The organism is Desulfitobacterium elongatum, assembly GCF_055378975.1.
In genome coordinates this window covers 3,365,309-3,390,364 of record NZ_AP038772.1, presented here as the reverse complement: position 1 = coordinate 3,390,364, position 25,056 = coordinate 3,365,309, and the positions used below count along the sequence as shown (strand labels likewise).

Annotated in this window: 19 protein-coding genes and 2 pseudogenes; 18 read left to right on the top strand and 3 right to left on the bottom strand. The window is 43.3% G+C overall.

Features of this window, described 5'->3' with window-relative positions; genetic code table 11:
* The first annotated feature begins 73 nt into the window (after positions 1-73).
* The 8 genes from ppsA (at position 74) to ACZ42W_RS15980 (ending at position 11,416) form a co-directional block, all read left to right on the top strand.
* Positions 74-2,683, top strand: a complete 2,610-nt coding sequence (gene ppsA, locus ACZ42W_RS16015; RefSeq protein WP_464166279.1) for a phosphoenolpyruvate synthase — start codon at positions 74-76, stop codon at positions 2,681-2,683.
* Positions 2,684-2,986: 303 nt separating this feature from the next.
* Complete coding sequence (locus tag ACZ42W_RS16010) at positions 2,987-3,517, top strand: GNAT family N-acetyltransferase (RefSeq protein WP_464166278.1); 531 nt, start codon at positions 2,987-2,989, stop codon at positions 3,515-3,517.
* Between the two features lie 477 nt (positions 3,518-3,994).
* Positions 3,995-4,573, top strand: a complete 579-nt coding sequence (locus ACZ42W_RS16005; protein ID WP_464166277.1) for a TetR/AcrR family transcriptional regulator — start codon at positions 3,995-3,997, stop codon at positions 4,571-4,573.
* Positions 4,574-4,689: 116 nt separating this feature from the next.
* The gene (locus ACZ42W_RS16000) at positions 4,690-5,763 is read left to right on the top strand and encodes an NADH:flavin oxidoreductase (protein WP_464166276.1); all 1,074 of its coding nucleotides are present in this window, start codon (positions 4,690-4,692) and stop codon (positions 5,761-5,763) included.
* 434 nt (positions 5,764-6,197) lie between these two features.
* The gene (locus tag ACZ42W_RS15995; protein WP_464166275.1) at positions 6,198-6,635 is read left to right on the top strand and encodes a MarR family winged helix-turn-helix transcriptional regulator; all 438 of its coding nucleotides are present in this window, start codon (positions 6,198-6,200) and stop codon (positions 6,633-6,635) included.
* A gap of 21 nt (positions 6,636-6,656) precedes the next feature.
* Entirely contained in the window at positions 6,657-7,871 is a 1,215-nt protein-coding gene (locus ACZ42W_RS15990; protein WP_464166274.1) for an MFS transporter, read from the top strand.
* 229 nt (positions 7,872-8,100) lie between these two features.
* Positions 8,101-10,755, top strand: a complete 2,655-nt coding sequence (locus ACZ42W_RS15985) for an NYN domain-containing protein (protein WP_464166273.1) — start codon at positions 8,101-8,103, stop codon at positions 10,753-10,755.
* Between the two features lie 49 nt (positions 10,756-10,804).
* Positions 10,805-11,416 (top strand): DNA-3-methyladenine glycosylase, encoded by a 612-nt coding sequence (locus tag ACZ42W_RS15980; RefSeq protein ID WP_464166272.1) that lies wholly within the window; start codon positions 10,805-10,807, stop codon positions 11,414-11,416.
* A gap of 147 nt (positions 11,417-11,563) precedes the next feature.
* Here ACZ42W_RS15980 and ACZ42W_RS15975 read toward each other — a convergent pair.
* Both ACZ42W_RS15975 and ACZ42W_RS15970 read right to left on the bottom strand, forming a co-directional pair.
* Positions 11,564-11,698, bottom strand: a pseudogene (locus ACZ42W_RS15975) (alpha-hydroxy-acid oxidizing protein); the annotation flags it as partial.
* A gap of 224 nt (positions 11,699-11,922) precedes the next feature.
* On the bottom strand, positions 11,923-12,504 hold the full coding sequence (locus ACZ42W_RS15970) for a TetR/AcrR family transcriptional regulator (RefSeq protein WP_464166271.1): 582 nt from the start codon (positions 12,502-12,504) through the stop codon (positions 11,923-11,925).
* A gap of 172 nt (positions 12,505-12,676) precedes the next feature.
* Here ACZ42W_RS15970 and ACZ42W_RS15965 point away from each other — a divergent pair, with 172 nt between their 5' ends.
* The 8 genes and pseudogenes from ACZ42W_RS15965 to ACZ42W_RS15930 all read left to right on the top strand — a co-directional run bounded on the left by ACZ42W_RS15965 (position 12,677) and on the right by ACZ42W_RS15930 (position 20,107).
* Complete coding sequence (locus ACZ42W_RS15965; protein WP_464166270.1) at positions 12,677-13,861, top strand: MFS transporter; 1,185 nt, start codon at positions 12,677-12,679, stop codon at positions 13,859-13,861.
* Positions 13,862-14,288: 427 nt separating this feature from the next.
* Complete coding sequence (locus ACZ42W_RS15960; protein ID WP_464166269.1) at positions 14,289-15,107, top strand: TIM barrel protein; 819 nt, start codon at positions 14,289-14,291, stop codon at positions 15,105-15,107.
* Positions 15,108-15,330: 223 nt separating this feature from the next.
* Positions 15,331-16,119, top strand: coding sequence for an endonuclease III domain-containing protein (locus ACZ42W_RS15955; RefSeq protein WP_464166268.1), 789 nt, complete (start codon positions 15,331-15,333; stop codon positions 16,117-16,119).
* 88 nt (positions 16,120-16,207) lie between these two features.
* On the top strand, positions 16,208-16,369 hold the full coding sequence (locus ACZ42W_RS15950) for a hypothetical protein (RefSeq protein WP_464166267.1): 162 nt from the start codon (positions 16,208-16,210) through the stop codon (positions 16,367-16,369).
* A gap of 272 nt (positions 16,370-16,641) precedes the next feature.
* The gene (locus ACZ42W_RS15945; protein WP_464166266.1) at positions 16,642-17,310 is read left to right on the top strand and encodes a TetR/AcrR family transcriptional regulator; all 669 of its coding nucleotides are present in this window, start codon (positions 16,642-16,644) and stop codon (positions 17,308-17,310) included.
* A complete protein-coding gene (locus ACZ42W_RS15940; RefSeq protein ID WP_464166265.1) occupies positions 17,307-18,506 on the top strand; it encodes an Acg family FMN-binding oxidoreductase in 1,200 nt (399 codons plus the stop codon). The genes ACZ42W_RS15945 and ACZ42W_RS15940 overlap by 4 nt, the downstream gene beginning before the upstream one ends.
* Positions 18,507-18,592: 86 nt before the next feature.
* Positions 18,593-19,108: pseudogene (locus ACZ42W_RS15935) on the top strand (oligopeptide/dipeptide ABC transporter ATP-binding protein); the annotation flags it as partial.
* A gap of 366 nt (positions 19,109-19,474) precedes the next feature.
* The gene (locus ACZ42W_RS15930) at positions 19,475-20,107 is read left to right on the top strand and encodes a TetR/AcrR family transcriptional regulator (RefSeq protein WP_464166264.1); all 633 of its coding nucleotides are present in this window, start codon (positions 19,475-19,477) and stop codon (positions 20,105-20,107) included.
* A gap of 238 nt (positions 20,108-20,345) precedes the next feature.
* On the opposite strand, the gene ACZ42W_RS15925 is transcribed toward ACZ42W_RS15930, so the two are convergent.
* A complete protein-coding gene (locus ACZ42W_RS15925) occupies positions 20,346-21,233 on the bottom strand; it encodes a LysR family transcriptional regulator (RefSeq protein WP_464166263.1) in 888 nt (295 codons plus the stop codon).
* 320 nt (positions 21,234-21,553) lie between these two features.
* Here ACZ42W_RS15925 and ACZ42W_RS15920 point away from each other — a divergent pair, with 320 nt between their 5' ends.
* Entirely contained in the window at positions 21,554-22,984 is a 1,431-nt protein-coding gene (locus ACZ42W_RS15920) for an MFS transporter (RefSeq protein ID WP_464166262.1), read from the top strand.
* Positions 22,985-23,056: 72 nt separating this feature from the next.
* Positions 23,057-24,991: an NAD(P)/FAD-dependent oxidoreductase gene (locus tag ACZ42W_RS15915; protein WP_464166261.1), complete on the top strand. Its 1,935-nt coding sequence runs from the start codon at positions 23,057-23,059 to the stop codon at positions 24,989-24,991.
* Positions 24,992-25,056: the final 65 nt, after the last annotated feature.

The following is a 25,056-nucleotide window of genomic DNA, read 5'->3' as shown; positions in this document are numbered from 1 at the left end:
ACTCCAAAAATCGTTTAGCCTGAAGGATGTCATCAAAATTATCAAAGAAGGAATTGCCAAAGGAGGGAAACGTATGAGTTCCTATGTACTTGGTTTTCAGTATATTGACAAAACAAAACTCATGGTTGTTGGGGGTAAAGGCGCGAACCTGGGGGAAATTTCCAGGATTGAAGGAATACGCGTACCAGATGGCTTTTGTATTTCTACTGAAGCCTTTAAAAGAATCATTGGGGAAACGTCGTCGATTAACGAATTACTTAATCAGTTATCGCTTCTAAAGGTAGAAGACCGGGATAAAATCGGTGAACTTAGCGGTGAGATTCGCAGGGTCATCGAAGGGATAGCCATCCCTGAAGACATTAATGAAGAGATCACCCGCTTCCTCTCCAGGCTTGGAGAAAAGAATGCCTATGCAGTACGATCCAGCGCAACTGCAGAGGATTTACCGACGGCCTCCTTTGCAGGCCAGCAAGATACGTATCTGAACATTATCGGAAAGGAGGCAATCCTAAGGCATATCAGCAAGTGCTGGGCATCGCTATTTACCGAGAGGGCAGTAACTTACCGCCTTCAAAACGGCTTCGACCACCGAAAAGTCCACCTGTCTGTGGTTGTTCAGAAGATGGTCTTCCCGCAGGCGGCAGGAATTTTGTTTACTGCCGATCCCGTCACTTCTAATAGGAAGGTGTTATCCATTGATGCCAGCTTCGGACTTGGTGAGGCCTTGGTCTCCGGCCTGGTGAATGCTGATATCTATAAAGTGCGTAACGGCAAGGTTATCGATAAGAAGATATCCACCAAAAAGCAGGCTATTTATGCCGTAAAAGATGGCGGTACGAAAGAACAGGAGATTGAGCCTGAGCGGAAGAACAAGCAAGCGCTGACGGATGAGCAGATTTTGCAGCTTGAGCACATGGGCAGAAAGATCGAAGAACATTTCGGCCGCCCCCAGGACATCGAATGGTGTTTGGTTGATGATACATTTTATATTGTCCAGAGTCGGCCAATCACTACTCTTTTCCCCATCCCTGAAGCCAAGGATCAAGAAAATCACGTTTATGTATCTGTCGGTCATCAACAAATGATGACCGACCCTATTAAACCCTTGGGATTGTCTTTTCACCTGTTAATTACTCCTGCACCCATGCGGAAAGCCGGTGGAAGGTTGTTTGTTGATGTTACACCTATGCTGGCTTCACATGACAGCAGAAAAATGTTATTAAATAACATGGGACAACACGATCCGCTAATGAAAGACGCACTCATGACCATAATAGAGCGAGATTTTATAAAATTATTGCCAAATGACAAGAAAGAACAGAGTCCCGGTAAAAGTAGGAAAGATATGTCGTCTGAGAGTTTTCAAGCACAAATCGAAAACGATCCTGCAATCGTTTCCGATTTGATTAAAAATAGTCAAACATCTATAGAAACGTTAAAGCAAAGCATCCAAACGAAGTCAGGAACAGATTTATTTGATTTTATACTAGAAGATATCCAGGAGTTAAAGAAGATTTTATTTGACCCACAAAGTCATGCTGTCTTTATGGCTGCTATAAATGCTTCAGCATGGATCAATGAAAAAATGAACATGTGGTTAGGTGAAAAAAACGTAGCAGACATCCTTTCTCAATCTGTACCAAACAATATTACTTCGGAAATGGGTCTGGCCCTATTGGATGTGGCAGATGTGATTCGTCCTTATCCAGAAGTCATTGATTATTTACACCATGTAAAAGGCAACTTTTTGGAGGAACTGGTTAAGTTTGATGGTGGGCAAGTTGCCCAAGACGCTATCTATGCTTATCTTAACAAGTACGGAATGCGATGTGCCGGAGAAATCGATATAACTAAAACCCGTTGGAGCGAAAAACCAATTACCCTTGTCTCCATGATTCTTAGTAACATCAAAAACTTTGAGCCTAATGCTAGCAAGCGGAAATTTGAGCAAGGGCGACAGGAAGCTTTGAAAAAAGAACAAGAGTTATTAGATCGATTGAAGCAATTACCGGATGGAGAACAAAAAGCCAAAGAAACAAAACGAATGATCGACCTAATCCGGAATTTCATCGGATATCGTGAATATCCAAAATACGGCATGATTAATCGCTACTTCGTTTATAAGCAGGCTTTACTGAAAGAAGCCGAACAACTCGTACAAGTGGGCGTTATACATGAAAAAGAAGATATATACTATCTCACTTTCGAAGAACTTCACGAAGTCGTACGCACAAATAAACTGGATTACCAGATCATCAGCAAACGAAAAGACGAGTACAAATTATATGAAAAACTAACTCCGCCACGTGTTATCACGTCTGATGGTGAAATCATTGCAGGTGAGTACAAACGAGAAAATATCCCAGCCGAAGCTATTGTAGGTCTACCTGTTTCTTCCGGAGTTATAGAGGGGCGAGCACGTGTCATCTTAAACATGGATGATGCTGATCTAGAAGATGGAGATATATTAGTCACCTCCTTTACTGACCCTAGCTGGACACCATTGTTTGTATCCATAAAAGGCTTAGTCACCGAAGTTGGCGGACTGATGACCCACGGAGCAGTTATCGCACGTGAATATGGCTTACCAGCAGTTGTCGGAGTAGAAAATGCTACCAAGCTGATCAAAGATGGGCAACGAATTCGTGTGCATGGAACAGAAGGGTATGTAGAAATCCTATAATGGAGAAGATGTTGTCTTCCTCCTGGGGAATTAAATAAAAGATGAAAGCTAGGAAGGAGGCCAAGATAATAACCAAATTTCCGCTTCTAAGCGCCGGAGTAAGTCCACGGCATCCAGATGGCGGGATAATAAGCCCCGTTTAACTTTTACACTTAAACGTTTGAAATTAAAAAACATTTCGCCAAGGCCCCACTAGCTTCCAGCGGCATCTTTTTTGTATCCTCAAGGCATACAGAAACGGTTTGCTTGCTTGAACGTGGCTCAAAGCTTGATAAATGAAGAAATGTAGGTGAAAGGAATATTATGTGCGACTTATTATTAGTTGAAGTATCAAAGAAATATGAGAAGCAAGCTATGGCATACAGACAAGACTATATATCCCATGGAGAAAAACAAATAAATGGTAGCAGTGGATTTATTCACTATCAAGATTATGATGAATGGTTAAGGAAAATTGAGCTTGAAAAATGCAAGGAAGCTTCGCAGGAAGATACGCCTGCCACGACATATTTCACAATACGTAAAGAAGACAATAAAATCATAGGTTCTATTCAATTGCGTCATCATTTAACAGAAGAACTAAAGAAAGACGGAGGAAATATCGGTTACGGAATATGCCCGTCAGAAAGGGGCAAAGGTTATGGGACACAGCAACTTGCGCTTGTATTGCTTCAAGCGCAAGCACTGCAAATTCAAAAGGTCATGATTTCATGTGATAAAAGCAATAGAGCCTCTGCAAAGGTCGCGATAAAGAACGGAGGCATTTTATCAGGAGAAGGTTTTGATGAAGAAAGCGAAACAATAACAGAAATATATTGGATTGACCTTCTGTAGTAAAACGAGTCTGCGAAAATAGCACAATACTGCGAATACAGACAGTTTTTTAGAAACATAACCAGCCAAGGGGATATTAGCTTTGCCCAGCATCTTTTCTGTATCCTCAAGGCATACAGAATGTGTGGTAAGGATTGAGCGGGGCTAAAACGTTGATATACAAGGCTTTCGGGCGGATAAGCAGCCCGTGTGACCCTTGAGGGGATAAAAAATGACATATTCTTTAATTGCGAGGTGAGGCATAAAAATGTCTATCCTGCTTGTAGATGATGACATAATGATTGCATCAGGTTTAAGTTACGCTTTAGAGCAAGAAGGTTATATGGTGACTTGCTGCGACTGCATCGCAGTATAGAAATCGAGATTAGTATTTATAAATAATGGATTTCTATGGCTTTTTGAATATGAATACCAAATGAATAATTCTTGACTGATCGTTCTCAAAATGTTATTATCCTATTTACAGGAGGTAAGGCAATGGGACGAAGCAAAGAATTTGAGGAAGATATAGTTCTACAGAAAGCCATGGAATTATTTTGGGAACAAGGATATGAAAAGACATCTATGAGTGACCTGGTAGAGCATATGGGAATCCATCGTAGAAGTTTATATGATACCTTCGGTGATAAGCATGCATTATATTTAAAAGCGATCGATCGCTACGGAGAATATAGTACAGGCAAACTAAAATCTGAAACTTTACGTGCAAAAACGGCGAACCAAGCAATACAGTCTATCTTTGACTATATAATCGAGGGAAATGAGGATAGACGTTGGGGTTGCCTTTTTGTTAATGCAGCAACTGAGATGGCTCCACGAGATAAAGAGGTAGAAGAAAAGACGGAAGAAGCATTTATGCAAGCTGAGCATTTTCTTGCGGAAATTATTCGTGAAGGACAGCAAACAGGTGAATTTTCCTGTGATTATGATGCGGAAGTTTTGGCAGAAATTTTGCATAATACTTTGCTTGGAATACGTGTACTAATAAGAACCTCAGCGAGCAAAGAAAAAATGCATCGCATAGCGGATTTTTTCTTGAATCTGTTATGCAATTAATTTTTTTACATCAATTAGAACGTTCGTTCCCAAAGGCAAACTTTTGTACTTTGTAAATCCTGTTAAAAGACAAAGAATCATTGGAACCAAATATGAATTATTAGGAGAGAGTTTAAATGAAAACATTATTTGATCAAACACAATTATCAGGGATGAAGATGAAAAACAGATTTGTGCGTTCGGCGACCCATGACGGGAGGGCGGATGCGTTAGGGCATGTGTCAGAAAAGCTGATTCATCATTATGAAGATCTTGCGAAAGGCGGGGTCGGCACCATTATAACCGGACTGACAAATGTAACTGATTTAGAAAAAATCGTTCCGGGTCAAATGGCAATTTACAATGATTCTTTTATTGAGGAATACCAAACATTAACGGATACAGTTCATAAGTACGATGTAAATATCATTGTTCAACTTGTTTGCAACGGTGTTCAAAACAGCAGCAAAAATGATGGAGTATTATGGGGGCCAAGTGCGGTTGAGGATTTAGTGTTCAAAACTGTGCCGCAGGAGATGTCCAAAGAGGATATTGAGACTATGAAGTCGGCCTTTACCAACGGAGCCGTAAGAGCAAAGAAAGCCGGCTTTGATGGTGTACAGCTTCACGTTGCACATGGATATTTACTGAGCCGGTTCCTGACCCCATATTACAACAGAAGAACCGATGAATATGGCGGCAGTACAGAAAACAGAGCGAGAGTAATTTTGGAAATCTGCCGCAGTATCAGAGAGGCCGTTGGCCCGGATTATCCTGTTTTGGCTAAAATAAACTGTGATGACTTTATGGATCAGGGATTGACTTTCGAAGAATGTAAGCATGTGTGCAAAATGCTGAAAGAAGCAAGCTTGAGTGCTGTTGAAATCAGCGGCGGAACCGTATCATCCAGGGCTAATGAAGGAACAATCAGAAAGGTCACTTCAGAAACGGAATCATATTTCAGGCAATATGCAGCAGCAATTGCAGAAGAAATCGATATACCGGTCATAGTAGTAGGTGGAAATCGTGATTTAAACAGATTAACAGATATTGTTAATCAAACAAAAATTGAATTTATTTCGCTGAGCAGGCCTTTTATACGGGAACCGGAGCTGATTAACCGTTGGGCCAGCGGTGACAGGACGCCTGCTAAATGTATTTCGTGTACGAAGTGCTTTGGTGTTGAAACACAATGTATCTTTAACAAATAAATGCAGCATCATCGGGAAGGACAGCCATAACCATCACAGCGGTCAAACGTAGAAAACCGTCCGCTTTCATTACAGTAAGTTGAAATTACCTGTACTCCATGCCATACATCTTGATGAGGGTCTCTGGTCTGTAGAGGCCCTCATTATTTAGCAGGCCTGAAAAGGCGGACCATTCAGTGGATCATGAAAATATAAAATACCCTTACCTGTTTTAGTACAATATTTCACCAGTCAATACGGACACGCTTTCACCCCAAAAACACCTGGTGTGGGGCAAAAATTTTTATTGCGGTTGGCTTTGTCCGGATGTAGAGAAACTACTGGGGCACCTATAGATTGACAAATCGAATATAAAATGTTAGCATACAACCCATGTAGTGTATATACACATATATCACCATGGATTCTTATAAGGACAAAGACAGGAGGTTTTTATGGAAATAAAGACTTTTTCTAAGCAACCAAGCCTGTGCCATTGTACGAACATACGGCGCGCATCCAGGGCAGTTACCCAATTTTACGATAATCAGCTGGAACCGAGTGGATTGAAAATAACGCAATATTCGTTGTTAAACCACCTGAGACGCCTTGGCCCGCTTACCATGAAGGAGTTATCTCAGGCTGTCCGTCTGGAACGTACGACTCTTATCAGAAATCTTAAACCTTTGGAAAACATGGGGCTGGTGAGCGTTGAGGCCGGGAAGGCGTCAACAGCCCGGCTGGTTCGTTTGACAGATAGAGGGCTGAACGCTTTGGAGTCCGCAATTCCCTATTGGAAGGAGGCCCAGCAATACCTGAACGAACTTTTATCGGAAGAGGAAAGCCTGGTTTGGGGAAGAGTGATGCAAAAGATAGAATCCATTGTTCCGTAACGAGATAAAAGGAGAAAACAGATGAATACGAGTTCTACCAGGTCGGCGTGGATAATTATGCTAAGTGCGGCGGCAATCCTGGCAATCACGATGGGCGCCAGGCAATCCACGGGACTTTTTATTTTACCCCTTCATGAAAGTACGGGACTGAGTATTGCTTCGATTAGCTTAGCTTTGGCTGTGGGGCAATTCGTTTGGGGTCTGGCTCAACCGATTTTCGGCGCGCTTGCAGATAAGAAGGGCGCGTTTGGAGTGCTTGTAGCCGGAACCATTATTCTCGCGACCGGATTAGCCATAACTCCATTAGTAAAGTCCGAATGGGCACTGACCATGACCCTGGGCATATTAACCTCGGCAGGAGCAGGTGCTGGAGCATTTTCCATCCTGATTGGCGGTACTTCCCGCCTGATACCCCCGGAGAAACGTTCCTTCGCCAGCGGGTTTATCAATGCCGGTGGATCATTTGGGCAGTTTATCTTCGCGCCATTCTTGCAGGCCGTCATCAACGGATTTGGTTGGGTTTCCGCAATGCTTACCATGGCAGTGACATCCTTGTTGGCAATTCCCGTTGCGACCATTTTCCGTAAGGATTCGAAGGCAGTTCAAGCCAATCCTGTCGGAGATAAATCCGGAGGACTTCTGCAGCAAGTTCGCCAGGCCATGCGCGACCGCAGTTACATATGTTTACATGCCGGATTTTTTACCTGCGGTTTTCATGTTGCTTTTTTGACAACTCATTTGCCGGGCGAAGTACATTTGGCGGGGCATTCGGGAATGGTCTCGTCTTCCTCGCTGGCGATTATCGGTTTATTCAATATCGCTGGGAGTATCTTGGCAGGGCATCTGGGTACGAGATTCCGGATGAAATATATCCTTGCCTTCATGTACGGCAGCCGCAGTGTGATGATAGCGCTTTTTCTGCTCGCGCCGAAAACCGTGCTGACTTTTTATATATTTTCCGCTTCGTTAGGATTTACCTGGCTGGCGACAGTGCCGCCGACCTCAGGCTTAATCGGCAAACTTTTCGGCACCAAATATCTGGCCACTCTTTTTGGCCTGACATTAATCAGCCACCAAATCGGCGCTTTTCTGGGAGCTTGGCTGGGAGGCCTGGCTATTGAAAATCTGGGGAACTACCAATGGATGTGGTACGCGGATATAATACTCGCAGCTTTGGCTGCACTGGTGAATCTGCCGATTCGTGAGGAAAAACTAAAACTGATTGCTCAGAAATAAATATCCGGCAATCACAACGATGGCAATAATGATAATATATACAAGATGAATCTAGCGAACAAAGTAGATTTACTGGGTAAGTTAGAATGAAAGAGTATTTTCATTCTAACTTACCTTTTAATTTCTTTTTGATTACTGGTATCATAATAAGGAAAGAATCGATATACGAATATACCGGCCTGACAGGCTGCGTTTTTTCGAAACAGACAAACAGAAGGATTTGAAATAGATGACGAAAAAATTAGTCATTGGCATATTGGCGCATGTGGATGCGGGCAAGACCACCTTATCAGAGGGTATGCTTTATCTGAGCGGTAAAATTGGTAAACTGGGCAGGGTGGATAATAAGGATGCTTATTTAGATACCTATGAGCTGGAAAGAGCCAGAGGCATCACCATTTTCTCCAAGCAGGCCATATTTGAAATCGGGGAGACTCAGATTACCTTACTGGATACCCCGGGGCATGTGGATTTTTCGGCTGAAATGGAGAGAACCCTTCAGGTGCTGGATTATGCCATTTTAGTGATCAGCGGTGCGGATGGGGTGCAGGGGCATACCCAAACCTTATGGCAGCTCCTTGATATGTATCAAATCCCTGTTTTTTTATTCGTCAATAAGATGGATCAGATAGGGACGGATAAGGACAAGTTAATAAAAGAACTAAAGAATCAGCTGGACGACGGATGCATTGAATTTGGGCAAGTAGAGACGGACAGTTTTTACGACCAACTGGCCATGTGTGATGAACTCATGATGGAAGCCTTTCTGGAAACAGGACAGATTGAAACTACGCAGATTAAAAAAGCGGTCAGGGAGCGCAGCTTATTTCCGTGTTTTTTCGGTTCCGCTTTAAAATTGGAGGGCGTTGAACGGTTTATGGAGGGTATTGTGAAGTACGCCATGATACCGTGCTATCCTGAGGAGTTCGGGGCTAAGATATTTAAAATATCAAGAGACGAGCAGGGATACCGTCTCACCCACTTGAAGCTTACCGGGGGCAAACTTAAAGTCAAAGATGTCTTGACGAATGGCGTCTGGGAAGAGAAGGTCAATCAGATTCGTCTATATTCCGGATCGAAATTCGAGGCAGTGAGCGAGCTGGAGGCCGGTTCTGTATGCGCGGTCACAGGCCTCAGCCAAACCAGGCCGGGAGAAGGCTTAGGGATCGAGGAAGCTTCCGAAGCACCTGTACTGGAACCCGTGCTGTCCTACCAGATTATCCTGCCGGAGGGCTGCGATCCAAGGGTGATAATTCCCAAGCTCCGTCAGATTGAAGAGGAGGAGCCGGAACTTCATATTGTCTGGGATGAACAGCTGCAGGAAATTCAGGCCCAGATCATGGGCGAGGTGCAGATTGAAATTCTCCAGAGCCTTATCCAAAGCCGTTTTGGGGTTGAGGTGGCCTTTGATGCCGGAAGGGTCGTCTACAAAGAGACCATTGCTAATACGGTAGAAGGAGTAGGGCACTTTGAGCCCTTGCGTCATTATGCGGAGGTCCACCTGTTGTTGGAGCCGAGTGAACCGGGAAGCGGTCTGCAGTTTGGGGTGGAATGCAGTGAAGATGTGCTTGGGAAAAGCTGGCAAAGACTTGTTTTAACCCATTTGGAAGAAAAAGTCCATAAAGGCGTTCTCACCGGGTCAGTGATTACCGATCTGAAAATCACGTTAGTCTCAGGGCGTGCTCATAATAAGCATACCGACGGCGGTGACTTCCGAGAGGCTACCTACCGTGCAGTGCGCCAGGGCTTGATGGAGGCGGAATCTATCGTATTGGAGCCTTATTATGCCTTTCAACTGGAACTGCCTGAGAAAATGGTTGGACGAGCGATGACGGACATTGAGCAAATGCACGGTGTCTGCGCAATATCCCAGACCAATGGCGGGACAGCGGTTTTGGTGGGGAGCGCCCCCGTTATTACCATGCGGAATTATCAGAAGGAGGTCGTTGCCTATACCAAAGGACTTGGCAGGCTGTTTTGCAGCCTGAAAGGGTACGAGCCATGCCATAATGAGTCAGAGGTCATCGAACGTATCGGATATGATTCGGAAAGAGACCTTGAAAATCCCACAGGCTCTGTGTTTTGCGCCCATGGGGCAGGCTTTCTGGTGGATTGGTATCAAGTCAAGGAGTACATGCATGTGGAAAGTTATTTTCAGAAAAAAGCCGATTTAGCGGGAGAAGCAGTCCGCCATCAGACCTCAGCCACAGAAGAGCGGTGGATCGATTTAGAGGAGATTGACGAAATTATCAATAACACCTTCTATGCGAACCAAGGGAAGAAGTCGGCCTGGAAAAGACGCAAAACAGCCCGTGAAAGTTATTATGAATCTGTTGCCCATGTCAGCAGACCAAAGGAAACACAAGAAGAGTATCTCCTGGTGGATGGCTATAATATTATCCATGCCTGGCCTGAACTGAAAGAGCTTGTAGATGGGAATATGGACGGAGCCAGAATGAAATTGCTTGATTTACTCAGCAATTATCAGGGAATCCGAAAATGTCAGATTATCATTGTGTTTGATGCTTACCTTGTTCCGGGGCATCTTGAGGAAGTCCTCGACTATCATAATATCCATGTGGTCTATACCCGGGAGGCACAAACGGCGGACCAGTATATTGAACGATTTGCCCATGACAATCAGAAAAAATATAATATCACCGTTGCAACGTCAGACGGTTTACAGCAGCTTATTATCAGGGGAGCAGGATGTTCCTTATTGTCCGCCAGAGAACTGAGGACTGAGATCGTCGGGGCCAATGAAAGAATAAAGCAGGAATATCAGGAAAGCCAGGGAAAAGACCGTAATTATCTGATCGATGCATTGTCACCGGAAGCAAAACAGCAGATGGAAGAACTGATTAAAAAAGAAAATGATAAGTAAGCAATTAAGTTTTACTTTTTATATTGATTAGGAAAGGGATCTTTATAAAATGAAAACATTAGACAGGGAATTTTATAACCGAGATTCATTGATCGTCGCCAAAGAACTCTTAGGTAAGGTGCTCGTACACGAAATAGACGGGCAAAAAATTTCTGCTAAAATCGTGGAGTCAGAAGCCTATATGGGTATCGAAGATAGAGCTGCGCATTCCTATGGCGGAAAAAGAACGCCAAGGGTGGAGGTTATGTATGGAGGGCCGGGATTTTCTTATGTATTTCTTGTTTACGGTATGTACTCTTGCTTTAATATAGTTACCAGGGAAGAAGGAAATCCTCAGGCTGTTTTGATCAGGGCAGTTGAGCCAGTAGGAGGATTTGATTATATGGCTCAAAATAGATTTAAAAAGCCATATAATCAGTTAAGCAGGAGCCAAATAATTAGCTTAACTAATGGACCGGGGAAATTATGCAAGGCCTTATTGATTGATAGAAGTTTAAATGGAGAAGATTTGTGCGGTAGTAAGCTATATGTGGAAGAAGGAGAAGATGAAAATTTCAGCATAGTATCTGCTAAACGGGTAGGAATTGATTATGCCGGGGAAGCCAAGGACTATCTTTGGAGATTTTATATAGAAGATAACAAGTATGTTTCAGTGAAATAATTTCGTTGAGACCTATAGATTCACGGCATTAAACGAATAAATGAGAAAATAAAGAAGCCCTCTCGTTTTTGAGACGAGAGGGCTTCTTAAGCAGACTTATCTACTTCTGAACTAAGTCGTTAAGACATATCAAATTTGAGTCCTGCCATGATGAGAAACTACAATCGCTGCAGCGCCGACGTCTAAGGCTTTTTGTGCGTCCTGCTCACTGAGTACGCCTTTTAAGATGAATGGCAGCTTGGTGGCCTTGCGGATATCCGCCAGGGTCTTAGGACTTACTGGATAGGATTGGGCATAACCCCACCAGCTATGTAGCGGCTAAAACGGCTCTTGCCAGTTTTACCCGTAGCTGGCGCTGGACCTTGCCGCTACCTGGAGGGGATATCCATATGCAAAAGCAGTTGTGGAATGATACGGAAAAATTGTTGCAGCAGGAAAGCTATATCGAATGATTGTTTACCGATCAAACAAAGCCATTTATATTTATTCATCGTTACAAGCAGAGATTATGCTTCCGTACTTAACCCCATAAGGGCATAGAATATCAGATTTTTTACAAAAGCGGAATCTACAGTTTCTCCTGTTATTAATAACCGATAGAAAAGAGGGGCAAAAATCAGATCAATACTTAGCTCTACGTCCAGATCTTTTTTTAATTCCCCTCTTAGAATGCCACGCTCAATGATATGCCGTGAAATGAGACGGCGGGGATTGAAATACCTGATTCGATATTCTTCAGCAATATTTTTATCAAATTGACCTTCTGCAATAAGCTCCGTAATTACCTTCCCCTTAGGACTGGTAATAAAAGATGCCAGATTATTTACTTGAATGAAAAGATCTTCTCTTGCTGAACCGGTATCCGGTACCTGGAGCATTGATTCCGTGGCTGCAAAAAAACCGTCTAAAACCACAGCTGCCTTGTTAGGCCACCATTTATAAATTGTTGCTTTACTTACCCCGGCTCTCTCGGCAATACCTTCAACGGTTACGGCATTAAAGCCATTCTCAAGCAATAGCTCGTAAGAAGCTGTGAGAATGGCTTTTTTTGTTTCTTCACTACGAGGACGTCCTATCTTTTTATCCATTGAATTCTCCTTATTATTTATTTCAGAAAGTACTATAAAAACTATACGTATATTATATAATATTATTTTTTTAAAAGAAAGAATTGACGAAACTAGACGCTGCGTTTATTATATAAATATAAACTAAACGTTTAGTATTTAAATTATTTAGAATAAGAGTGGAGGGTATTATATGAAAACCGAATTGTCTGAAGAAAAAAAGCTTTCCCGATGGCTTATATTTTTACTTGCAGGTGCATGTGGCTTGATTGTGGCAAATCTATATTATGCACAGCCCTTAGTGGGCCCTATTGGTGTAACGACAGGAATTTCTTCCGGCGCATCCGGATTAATTGTGACCATGACACAGCTAGGCTATGTGGCAGGTCTTTTGTTTCTTGTTCCCTTAAGTGATTTGCTGGAGAATAGGCGCTTGGTTGTATCCATATTGGCCATTGCTATTTTAGGTCTGATTACAGCAGCAATGGCGAAAAATTCACATATATTTTTCGTTGCCGCAGCACTGATCGGATTGGGCTCTGTGGCAGCTCAAATATTGGTGCCCTTTGCTGCACATCTGGCACCTGCAAAACAAAGAGGCAGAATTGTTGGAAATGTAATGAGCGGTCTTCTTTTAGGGATTATGCTCGCAAGGCCAATAGCAAGCCTCATTACCGGTATTTGGGGATGGCAGGCAGTGTTTTTAATGTCCGCAGTCATTATGGGAATACTCACAATCCTATTAAGCTGTCTGCTCCCGAAAAGGAATCCGCCGCCGAAAGACAGTTACCGTGCTATCATAAAATCGTTGTGGTTCATTTTTCAAACAACCCCTGTTTTGCGTAGGAGATCGCTGTACCAAGCAGCTTTATTTGGCAGCTTTAGCTTATTTTGGACTGTTGTTCCCTTATGGCTGGCACATCATTTTCATCTGACGCAGAAAGAAATTGCAGTATTTGCTTTTGTAGGTGTTGCAGGTGCTGTTGCGGCGCCAATTGCAGGAAGGCTGGCAGACAGGGGCTGGACCAGGAAACTCACGGGGATCGCTTTTGTAACCGCAGCTTCCTCATTTGCGATAACTCATGTTTTACAAAATAACCAAACAATATCACTTATAATATTTTGTACGGCTGCAATTCTCTTGGATATGGCTGTTTCGGGAAATCTTGTTCTTGGTCAGCAGGCAATTTATGCATTAGGCGATGAAATACGCGGACGGGTAAATGGAGTATTCATGGCAGTTTTCTTTGCTGGAGGTGCAATTGGATCTGCTTTAGGAGGATGGTCATATGCCCATGGGAATTGGGCAGCAGCGTCTATGATAGGATTAAGTATGCCGGTTCTTGCATTTCTTTATTATCTTACTGAAAAAAAGTAGCTGTACTAATATTAGGTTTACAGTAGAGGAAAGTTGTTACAGAAGGTGGACTAACCAATGACAATAAGATGAAACGTGTTAAATTTGTACCATATGTTATTCAAAAAAAAGATGGCAGGTTGGACTATAAGTTTGTTGAGAAACATTATTCAGGACAAGCTCTTTCAATCAGATTTTGATAGAGTGACTGATAGGATTTAAAAAAGATGAAGAGTAATGTTGGACAGCTATGAATGAACTACCTACTCGCAGCATTTTGCTATATATGTGATTTAAGGTGACCCTCGAGAGAGAGCATAAAAAAGATTTTTGAAATCCTGCTAAAATAAATATGAATAGCTATGAAGGAATTTAATGATAATATTAAATCAGGAGAGTTGGAACGCTTTGTATTTATTATTACTGTTTAAAAGTGTAAGGAAAAAATATGAATAAACTATTATTTGGGATATCAGGCTTACCAATAGGCAGTGGATTAAAAAAAATTAACTATGCTTCTGGCATTGACTATATAAAATCAATAGGGCTTGATGCAATGGAACTTCTTTTTGTGAGAAGTGTCAATGTGACGGATAAAAATAAGCATATGATATTAAAAACTAAGCTAGACAATGATTTTTATCTGTCGGCTCATGGATCACATTATATAAATCTAAATGCAGATGAATATGAAAAGCAAGAACAGTCAATGGAAAGAATAACAAATGCAATGGAAGGATTATCAAAGGTTAAGGGGAAAAGTTTAATATTTCATCCAGGTTTTTATTTAAAGGACTCAAATGAGGAGGCTTATAATACTATAAAAGAAAACTTGTTAAAGCTTCCATATAAAGAAATAGATTATAGGCTTGAGACTACGGGAAAAAGAACCCAGTTTGGGACACTTGAGGAATTAGTTTCTCTCTGTAAAGAAGTAAGTTCCTGCAAGTTATGTATTGACTTTTCTCATATACATGCAAGACAGAATGGCTGTTTAAAAGGCTATGATGATTTTGCAAAAATACTGCAATATGTGCTGGATGAGCTGGGTAGGTCTGCTCTAGATGATTTGCATATCCACATGGGTGGAATAAACTACAATGAAAAAGGCGAGAAAAACCATCTTCCCTTATTAGAAAGTGATTTCAACTATTCAGAGTGTTTAAAAGCCATAAAAGATTATAACGTTAAAGGATGTATAATTGTAGAGGGACCACTGGTAGAGAAAGATGCATTGTTATTGAAGAATACTTTTGAAAAATTATAAATATCCTCTAAGTTGTCTTAGTCGATAACTTGGAAGGTTTTATCCCGTTCGTCATAGAACAATCCGTGGTGCAGGGGGGACGGCAGGCTGTGTGAAAATGGAATATAAAACCCATTTCCACACAGCCTGCCGTCCCCTATAATTAAAATACAAACTTGGGCAGATTCAAGTGTTCATTAATATAGGAATAATAATTAAGCACTCACTCAACTGGAGCAAAAAGATGGAGGACATATTTAAAACTATGGAATCAACATACTTAAGAAAATATGAGTTAAGTGAAAAATTGTTAGCTTACTATGAAGAATCTTGTTTAGATCAGAGTGTTTTACTTGGGTCATTGATTTCAGAAGAAGCAAGAGAATTTATTGTGAACAATGCTAATGCATTTATTTTTGGATTAATATCTGATCAATCTACAAAAGCTGAATTAGCATGGTCTTTACCATTTCACTTAAAGAAAAGACTAGGTCATTATGATATGCACAAGATGGGTAGTGAGGGATATGAGTATGAAATAGAGAAGGCGATAAAAGATAAGCCAGCTTTACATAGATATCCAGGAAGAATAGCTAATTATCTTTATTTAGCGAGTAAGCATATTATAGATAATTATCAAGCAGATGGGGCTAATATTTGGTCAAATACAGACAGTGCTAAAGAAATAATTAGCCGATTATGTGCTTTTAAAGGTATTAGCTCGAAAAAAGCTGCTCTTGGAACAATGTTATTAGTAAGAGATAAAGGCGTCTATGTAAAGGATGCTCATAATATTGATATTGCTTATGATATACATATTAGAAGGGTCTTCTTAAGAATTGGATTGGTTAAGAGTGATACATTAGAGCAAGTGACTGAAGTTGCAAAACTAATTTATCCTGATTTTCCAGGGAAACTTACTACTCCTATTTGGGTTATTGGAAGGGAATATTGTCGACCAACTAACCCATTATGTGATAATTGTCCTATTTCTAATTTATGTGAAAGAAAAATTCATATTTCATTGACTTAAGTTAAGAAGAAAATATATTTTTTCACATAGTATTCAGAAAATTCAGTATATAATATAATGAACTAAATACTGAAAGGGTGGGATAAATATGATTCATGAATGTGACATCTGCAAAAATGTTAAAGAAACCGTCATGCATGAATTACTGGTGGTATTCTCTGAAAAAGAAAAGAAACACGAATGGGAAATTTGCGAAGACTGCAGCACGTCATTTCAGGTTGTAGCAGATTATTTTCAGGGTCAAAATTAAGATGTTATAACTGAGGAAAACAAAGGGGGTGTCGCAAAAGTACTTCTTGAGGCGATGCTCTTCAAAGCTATCAATAGCGCGACCCCCTTGTTTTTAAGGGGGTCTTATCTTTACGCAAAAAGATATAAAACCCTTTCTCTACTCTACCACAACAGCCAAATAGCGGTTAAATGGGAGCATTATGTATCGACATAAGGCAAAATGTATCATATAATAAAGTAAACTATTGGTTTACTTTATAACACTAGAGTGAAATTGGGGAGGTATAGCTGTTGGGAATAAATGAACGCAAGGAAAAAGAAAAGGAGATCCGCAAGCACGATATTATTGAAGCAGCGGAAAGATTATTTTTTACAAAGGGATACGATAATACCACGATGGACGATGTGGCAAAAGAGGCTGAGTTCAGCAAGAGAACAGTGTATGTCTATTTCAATAGTAAAGAGCAGATTTATTTTGAAATTATGACAAGGGGATACAATCTATTAATCGGTATGCTGAAGGATGATTCACAAAAAGAAAAAGCCTGTAATGCGATTGAGGAAATAAGACAGCTGTCTTTGACACTTTACCGATTCAGTAAGGATTATCCGGAATATTTTACTGCAATTATGGAGTATGAAAATGCCGAATTTGATTTTCAAAAAGGGATTCTGGATCAATCAAGAGAAGAATGCTATTCTCTTGGAGAGGAAATACTGGGGTATTTGATTGGAGCGTTAGAAAAGGGCATTGCGGAAGAATCTATCCGTAGTGATTTGGATGTAGTAAAAACAGCGCTTGTATTATGGGCTTGTATGATTGGCGTATTTAATACCGCAAGAAAAAAGGAAAACTATATTAAGAACTATCACAGGACGACACCGGAGGAATTAGTATCGTCAGCTTTTCAACTTATCATCAGGTCAATACAAACTGAGAATGGAGAAAATCATAGATGAGCAAGAGAACGGAGAAGAGAACAATGACCATTATTCTTTCATGCATTGGCGCTTTATTGATCATAGCTTTTACATCCCTATTCATCATAAGTGGGATTTTTGAGTCGCCAAAGTACTTGGAACCATGGCAAAAGACCTATTCTCAAAAATTTGATGATCCACGAATACGTCTTGCGGCTCACGGTCTGTTAGCTGCAAACGGACATAACATGCAACCATGGAAGATTCGGCTTGACAAGGATGATCCCATGGCATTTTACTTATATGCCGACAGCGACCGCTTAACGAACGAGGTAGATCCACCGGCACGGCAAATGATGATTACTCAAGGTACCTTTTTGGAGTATGTCAAAATTGCAGGAGATGAATCAGGGTATCAAACTGCAATAGAATTATTTCCAGAAGGCACCTATAACGAACAAAAACTATCGGAAAGCATGAAGACCAAACCGGTAGCAAAAATCACGCTTACAAAAACGAATCCTCAAAGCGACCCTCTTTATGATTTTCTGTTTTTACCGGACACAAACAGAGCGGCATATCTGCCAAACAAGTTAACTCCTGAGCAAATCAATCAGTTGGAAGCCATCAATGCCGACGCCGGTCTGTCGATAAAAATTTTTCAGGATAAGGAAAATATGGACAAACTAAACGGCTACGCAATGCAGGGGGCGACCATCGAAGCGGGCGTGAGTCGTGTTATGAAGGAATCGGAAATCATCTTTCGTTCTAACGAGTACCAAAAAAATAAATATCGCTATGGCTTTTCTGTCGAAGGGCAGGGTACTTCAGGTATCATGAGGCACCTTATGCAGGGCTTGGTCACGCTCTTTCCTTCGATGAACAGCGGGAAAGCTGCAACGGATATGTTTATTCAGTCTACTAGGACATCGGTGGACAACACACCAGTCTATGCTATGATTATTACGAAGGACAATAGCCGTTCAAGTCAGGTCAAAAGCGGTATGCTTTACAGCAGATTGATACTGGAAGCTCAGCGTTTAGGCTTTGTTATGCAGCCCCTCAGCCAGGTTCTGGAGGAATATCCCGAGATGAAAGAGCCATACAGCAGCATCCACAGCGACTACGCTTCAGATAGAGGTACCATTCAGATGCTCGTCCGTTTGGGCAAACCCACAAAAGAAGTCCCGCAAAGCATGCGAAGAGATGTGATGGATTTGATAGTCAAAGAATAAAGCTGTTACACGAAAGCCAAATGTTCTATCTGGGGACGCTTAATATTTAAGAGAAGTTTTAACTAGAAAATTGTTGACAGAACTATCGTTACCCGCATGAATTTTCCGGCGGGCAGCGGCAACGTATTGTTATCGCACGGGCCATGGCGCTGAATCCTGAGCTCATCGTGGCGGATGAGCCGGTGTCTTCACTCGATGTTTCAATCCAGGCTGAAATTATCAATCTGTTCAGCGACTTGCGTGAACAGCGACATCTTTCTTATCTTTTCATTTCGCACGATCTCAGCATTGTGGAACACCTTTGCTCCAGAATTGCCATCATGTATCTCGGCGTCGTCGTGGAACTGGCAACAAGAGACGAACTGTTTACCAATCCGATTCATCCGTATACTAAGGCTCTTTTATCTGCTGTACCAATACCTGACCCTACATTCAAGCGTAATCGAATTGTGCTCAGCGGCGATATTCCCAGTCCGGAAAAGCCTTCTCAGGGATGCAGGTTTCACACGCGGTGTCCCTTCGCAAAAGAGATCTGCCGCGAGCAGATGCCGGAATTCCGTCAGGTGAAGGAAGGACATCAGGTAGCCTGCCATTTGTTCTGAGTCGAAGCGGTAAGCAATTCAGATGTATCCGAATTGACTTGTGGGGTGTGTAGTTCTGATAGAGAATAGTGGTCGACAAGACAAATTAGGTACATATTAATTACTGTGAGAGATATGTAAAAGTCAAAACAATTCTTCCACGACGTAAATAAAATCCAAAGGTGCCTGAGCTCATTGTATTCCGACGCCTTTGGATTTTATATATCCTAAATTAAGCTCTCATTGAGGAAACGGCCGCTAGAATGGATGTTCGAGTTGATTTAAAAATAACCGTCTTTAGCACGCCCTATATCTTGAATCCTGTAGGAAAAATTTGTATAATAGAAAAGAGTACTGGGCCATGGCTGACCCATATAGGAGGGTGTCATGACGACGTGTGAGATGATTAAAGAAAGCCTGAAATCGCTCCTAAAGACGACTCCGCTGAAAAAGATCTCCGTGGAGGATATCTGTCGCAAAGCCTATGTTTCCCGCAAGACATTCTATACATATTTCACCGATAAATTTGATCTGATCGATATAATGTTCCAGGATGATGTCGTCGCTTCCATGTACGAGCTACGCGAGCTCCTACCCAAGCGCAGCAATGATTCCTCTACGGTCATTGTGCTGGAGCGTTTTTATCAAAACTTCTATGATAACAAAGACTTTTACGCCTGCATCGTACGGGGCAAAGAGCAGTATTGGTTCCGCGAACGACTGGTGGCGCATATCATGAACATCAATAAGGATCTAACCCAAAAGTATACGAAAACCTTGCCACCGGTCGAGATCGAATACATGAGCTATTTTTTCGCGGCATCGCAGGCCATGCTACTGTTAAAGTGGCTGCAGGAGGGATGCGAGCGCCTGTCCCCGCTACAAATGGCTGAATATTACACAAAATGGGCAATGCAATACTGGGGGACGCTAGAAGCGGACGAAAGCCTCGAGCCGCGCCGGGCACGAACTGGGGCGCGCCGCGCCTCCGGCACGTCGAAGAAAAGTGCTCTGTCTTAATAAATAAATCATACAGTTATTGATTTCGCTGGTGAAATAATCAGCGATTTTTTTGTTAGTCAGAAATGAAATGAAGCCAGGTTTATTTCATTTCTGACTAACGCGCCTTAAGCCGTCGTACAAAGGATCCTTGAAAGGAACTGCGTAAAGTTCCTGAGACCGTACGCATTGCGTTTAAGAACTGCATACAGATGTGCCTTCAGCCCGTCAATTCCGTAAATCGATGGGCTGATTTTTTTTACCCCTCGGATTTTATGTTTCTGGCCGCAAAGCCCAAAAATTCCTGCACTTCCACCGAGATATACTCCTCCTTAGGTACTGCAACGCAGAACTTCAACTTAATATCTTCATCTATGGGTACATAGGTGAAAGCCGAATCGTTCGATACGACTGATTTGGCGCCAATCAGGGAAAACAATGAGAGCCCCTCTCCCCTCTTACAGCGGATGAGGCGCGTGGCGCTGTCCAGTGTACGTGACCTGTACTGGAGAGGCCGTACTCGCTTTCTGCAATAATCCTCAAACTCCCGGAAAGCGTTGTACTGGTCGGTACCGTCTACGATAGGATAAGGCAGGATATCAGTAATCTTTAAGGACTTTTTTTCGCTGAGGGGATGGCCCGCGGGCATTACCATGCACCAAGGGGCTTCATACAGTAAACGGGAAGAGAAGCGCTCATCGTCTAAAGGGCCCGTTAGAAAGGTTATGTCCAGCTTCTTATCCAGAAGTAGTTCTTGGCACATGACATCTGTCAGCTCGGAAACTTCAAAGTCCACATAGGGGTTTTCCGTGGTAAACATCGTGCAGATATGACTGACCTCATTGATACGTCCGACCACACCTACGCGCAGTAGGGTGCGTATCTGGCCGCTCTTCATCCGTAAATGGGTGCAGGCATTATCAAGAATGGTAACTGAATCCCGGACGGCCTTATGAAAATATTTTCCATATTCCGTCAGACGCAGGCCCTTGGATTCCCGGGTGAATAGCATGACGCCCAGCTCGTCCTCCAGCCGTCGGATGGCCTTGCTGAGAGTTTGCTGCGTAATATAGAGCTTTGACGCTGAGCTTGTGATGTTCAGATCCGAGCATACGCGCAGAAAATAACGCAATTGATCCAGTTCCATAGCCGCTCCCTCCAGAAGTCTGTTAATATCTTATATCTTTATTATAGATGATTTATTTAGCTGAGGCATAGAAATTTCCAACATTTGCTACAACTTTTATTAATGTATTCCCACAACTTAGACACCACAACAAGCACAAATATAAAGGCGGGTTAAGCGTTGTCTTAGCAGTTTGTCACGAAGCCGCTAATGAAAGTAAAATTAATACAGATTAAGTTTTAAGGAGTATTCTTAAAATTTGAGAAAGGAGGTGCTATGGCTCAGTCCCCATTTTCATAATTTATAAGATACTTAAATGAGGTTAAAAGGGGGTTATTATTTTGGCAACTGAGTACAGCAATACTAAAAAGGCCATCATTTTTATTGGCGCAATCTTCATACTACTTTCGCAGACCTTGAGCTCTCAGGGCATTAACACACTCCAATCCGAGATATTAACGAAGTTTAATGCGATGAGCTACTTTGCTTATTTATCGTTGCTTGCATCCATCGGCATGGCCCTAACGGTACCTATCGGCGGCAAGCTTGCAGATCTTTTCGGCAAGAAAACCTTATTGTGGATTGGCGCATCGATTGTCTGCATATCAAGCATTATAACCAGTCTAGCGCCAACGCTCTTTACATTCTTTTTATTCCGTGCACTAATCCCTGTCGGACAGGGCATCACCATGGTTGTGCCTTTTGCCGTCCTAGCGGGTGTGTTCTTAGGCAAACAACGTAACATGGCTTACGGTTGTCTCAGTGCGGCGCTGGCAATTGGCTACTTCCTAGGCGGCACGGTGGGAGGTTGGCTTGCCGACATCAAAATGCTGTGGGTCGCAATCGCCTACCCTGGCGTATTATGTCTCATCGGTGCTGTTATGATCGCTGTGTGCATTACAAACCAAAAGGCCGAAGGCAAAATATATATCGATTATCCGGGTATTTTTTTCTTGGTCATCACTCTTATCGCCCTCATTTATGGTGCAAGCTTCGGCAACAAACTGGGTTGGGGCAATCCGACAGTTTTAGCCGCATTAGCTATTTTTGTGATTGCTCTTCTTGTCTTTATCATAATTGAGCGAAAATCAAAATCGCCCCTTATTCCGATCTTTATGTTCAGAAATTCGAAAGTTGTCGGCGTCCTTGCCATCACGTTCTTCACTGTCTTCTATCAGATATCCATGGCTGTTTATGCACCGCTTCTGATCCAGAAAGTAATGGGAATGTCTAATGCAGTATCCGGTTCGGTAATGGTCACGCGCTCCATCACGAACATCATTTTCCCTGCTCTTATTGCAGCCTGGCTCATCAAAAAGCTTGATACCCGGCTTTGGCAGGTTCTGTTCCTATGTGGACTGATGATCACTGTTGCATTTGCTATGATCGGGTTTACAACACCGCAAACGAGCCTCACCCTCTTCTTCGTTTCTTTCGCCCTGCTCGGTATCGCGGAAAGCTGCAAAGCTACCACGATCACGCCGTTCATCCAAAGCGTTGTTGAAATGAAAGATATGGCTTCTGCCACCGCACTTAACTCTTTCTTCGGGGTCATATCCGGTACGGTTTCAGGCGCAGTCGTTGGGATCATCTATAACACATTGGTTCCAGATCCGAAAAATCTTCCCGTGCTGAATAGTGGAGTGAATACAATCTTCCTGATCACAGCGGCTACGGGTGTCGTTGTTATGCTGCTCGCCTTATTCATTGTTCGCGAAAAGAAAGAGGGTAGCATCTCGGATAACTCACAACAACAGGCACCCAACTGCTAAATTGGTAAAGCTTGCACAGATGAATCATTGAAAGTAATGATTAAATAATAAAAGAGAAAAGGAGAAAGAATTTTGAGAAAAAAAGAATTTAGCCCTTTGTTTGAGAGAACTTACATCGGTAACCTGGGCGTAAGGAACCGCATTGTCATGGCTCCTATGGGAGCCGGTCTCGATAACGACGGAACCATCGGCGAAATGGGTCTGGATTATTACGGAGCTCGGGCCAAAGGGGGCGTCGGCTTAATAATCCCCGGATTCCAAAACGTTACCACGAAGACGGATCCCCTCTTAAAGTATTTTACCGGCATAGGCACAGGGGCCCAGTTATATGGCTGGACCAGACTGGCCGAAAGATGTCATGCATACGGCTCAGCTGTAATTTTGTCACTCGGCTGCGGTCTGGGTCCCAACGGCCGTCCGATCCCCGGTACTCAGCTTGTGGGCTCATCCGACGGAATTCCTACCTACTGGGCGCCCGGGCAAGGAACCCGCGGCCTGACCACCGACGAGGTTAAGGACATTGTGGAATGTTACGGCCGCGCCGCAGCCCGCGCCAAATTAGCCGGTGTCGACGGCCTGGAGATCCACGCTCATCTGGGCTATCTTATCGATACATTTATGTCCTCCCACTGGAACAAGCGTACCGACGAATACGGCGGCAGCTTCGAAAACCGCATGCGTTTTGTCACCGAAATCTACCAGGCGATGCGTGCCGAAGTCGGTTCCGGAATGCCGATCATTATCCGCTTGGTATTGGAGCATAAGACTCCCGAAGGCAGAAAGACTGAGGAAAGCTTGGAGATCATCCGCTACTTGGATAACCTCGGTATCGATTGCTTCAGTTTGGACGAAGGCTGTTACCAAGCCTACGATTGGAGTTTTCCGACCGTCTATATGGGCGAGGCCCCCATGGCTTATGTCGGCGATATCGCTCGTACCGTAACGCAAAAACCCATTATGATTGCCGGCAGTTTAACGCCTGAGACTATGCTTAAGGCTGTTAAAGATGGTACGGCCGACTTTGTCATGTTAGGGCGCGGCCTGTTGGCCGATGCTGAATTTGCCAACAAGCTTTACGAGGGCAGGAGTGAAGATATCCGCCCCTGTCTGCGTTGTAACGAACTTTGCACCCACAGAGCGCTTGCCGGACGTCCCCGTTGCGCTGTCAATGTCCAGTGCGGCGCCCAATACCCGATCGTCAAGACCGAAAAACCGAAGAAAGTCGTGGTTGTCGGCGGCGGCGTAGGCGGTCTGGAAGCAGCTCAGACAGCGGCCAGAAAAGGCCATGATGTTACCCTTTATGAAAAGAGCGATAAGCTGGGCGGCCAGCTTGTTCCCGCCGGCGTACCCGTATTCAAATCAACTTTGCGCGCTTTCCTCGAGTATCAGAAAGTCCAGAATGAGAAGCTCGGCGTCAAGATCAAGCTGAATACCGAGATAACCGCCGCTTCTCCCGAGTTGGCCGCTGCCGACAAGATCATCGTCGCCTTGGGTGCCAAGCCGATTCTCCCCGGCATCAAGGGCTTAGACAACCCGAAAGTGCTGGAAGTTACCGATTCGCATTTAGGCGACCAGAGCCGCATCGGCCGGAAAGTTGTCATCGCAGGCGGCGGCATGTCCGGTCTGGACTGCGCGATTGAACTGGCGATGGAGGGCAAGGACGTGTCTGTCGTGGAAATGATGGACGTGATCGTTCCCAGAATCCCTCCCGGCAACAAAGTCAGCATCATGAGAGCCATTGAACAGTACCACATCAGGCTGCTCACCGGCCACAAAGTCCTGGAGTTCACCGCGGCAGGCGTGAAGGCCGACGCCAAGGGCGAAGTCAAAGAGATTGAATGCGACACCGTCATTCTCGCTTTCGGCACACGGCCCAACAGGGAGCCTGCCAAGGTGATCCTGGATCAGTACCCGCATATTTCTCTGGCCATCGGCGACTGCACCGCCATCGGACAGGTGGGCGAAGCCGTTCGCGCAGGCTATTTTGCAGGCTGGGGTATCGACTAAGTCGCGAATTCGCGCTATTTTGCAGGCTGAGATATCGACTAAGTCTAGTCGCGAATAAGGAAATT

Excerpts from the sequence above, each read along its gene's own strand:
- ppsA (WP_464166279.1), top strand. The coding sequence starts at position 74 with ATGAGTTCCTATGTACTTGGTTTTCAGTATATTGACAAAACAAAACTC.
- ACZ42W_RS16010 (WP_464166278.1), top strand. The coding sequence starts at position 2,987 with ATGTGCGACTTATTATTAGTTGAAGTATCAAAGAAATATGAGAAGCAA.
- ACZ42W_RS16005 (WP_464166277.1), top strand. The coding sequence starts at position 3,995 with ATGGGACGAAGCAAAGAATTTGAGGAAGATATAGTTCTACAGAAAGCC.
- ACZ42W_RS16000 (WP_464166276.1), top strand. The coding sequence starts at position 4,690 with ATGAAAACATTATTTGATCAAACACAATTATCAGGGATGAAGATGAAA.
- ACZ42W_RS15995 (WP_464166275.1), top strand. The coding sequence starts at position 6,198 with ATGGAAATAAAGACTTTTTCTAAGCAACCAAGCCTGTGCCATTGTACG.
- ACZ42W_RS15990 (WP_464166274.1), top strand. The coding sequence starts at position 6,657 with ATGAATACGAGTTCTACCAGGTCGGCGTGGATAATTATGCTAAGTGCG.
- ACZ42W_RS15985 (WP_464166273.1), top strand. The coding sequence starts at position 8,101 with ATGACGAAAAAATTAGTCATTGGCATATTGGCGCATGTGGATGCGGGC.
- ACZ42W_RS15980 (WP_464166272.1), top strand. The coding sequence starts at position 10,805 with ATGAAAACATTAGACAGGGAATTTTATAACCGAGATTCATTGATCGTC.
- ACZ42W_RS15970 (WP_464166271.1), bottom strand. The coding sequence starts at position 12,504 with ATGGATAAAAAGATAGGACGTCCTCGTAGTGAAGAAACAAAAAAAGCC.
- ACZ42W_RS15965 (WP_464166270.1), top strand. The coding sequence starts at position 12,677 with ATGAAAACCGAATTGTCTGAAGAAAAAAAGCTTTCCCGATGGCTTATA.
- ACZ42W_RS15960 (WP_464166269.1), top strand. The coding sequence starts at position 14,289 with ATGAATAAACTATTATTTGGGATATCAGGCTTACCAATAGGCAGTGGA.
- ACZ42W_RS15955 (WP_464166268.1), top strand. The coding sequence starts at position 15,331 with ATGGAGGACATATTTAAAACTATGGAATCAACATACTTAAGAAAATAT.
- ACZ42W_RS15950 (WP_464166267.1), top strand. The coding sequence starts at position 16,208 with ATGATTCATGAATGTGACATCTGCAAAAATGTTAAAGAAACCGTCATG.
- ACZ42W_RS15940 (WP_464166265.1), top strand. The coding sequence starts at position 17,307 with ATGAGCAAGAGAACGGAGAAGAGAACAATGACCATTATTCTTTCATGC.
- ACZ42W_RS15930 (WP_464166264.1), top strand. The coding sequence starts at position 19,475 with ATGACGACGTGTGAGATGATTAAAGAAAGCCTGAAATCGCTCCTAAAG.
- ACZ42W_RS15925 (WP_464166263.1), bottom strand. The coding sequence starts at position 21,233 with ATGGAACTGGATCAATTGCGTTATTTTCTGCGCGTATGCTCGGATCTG.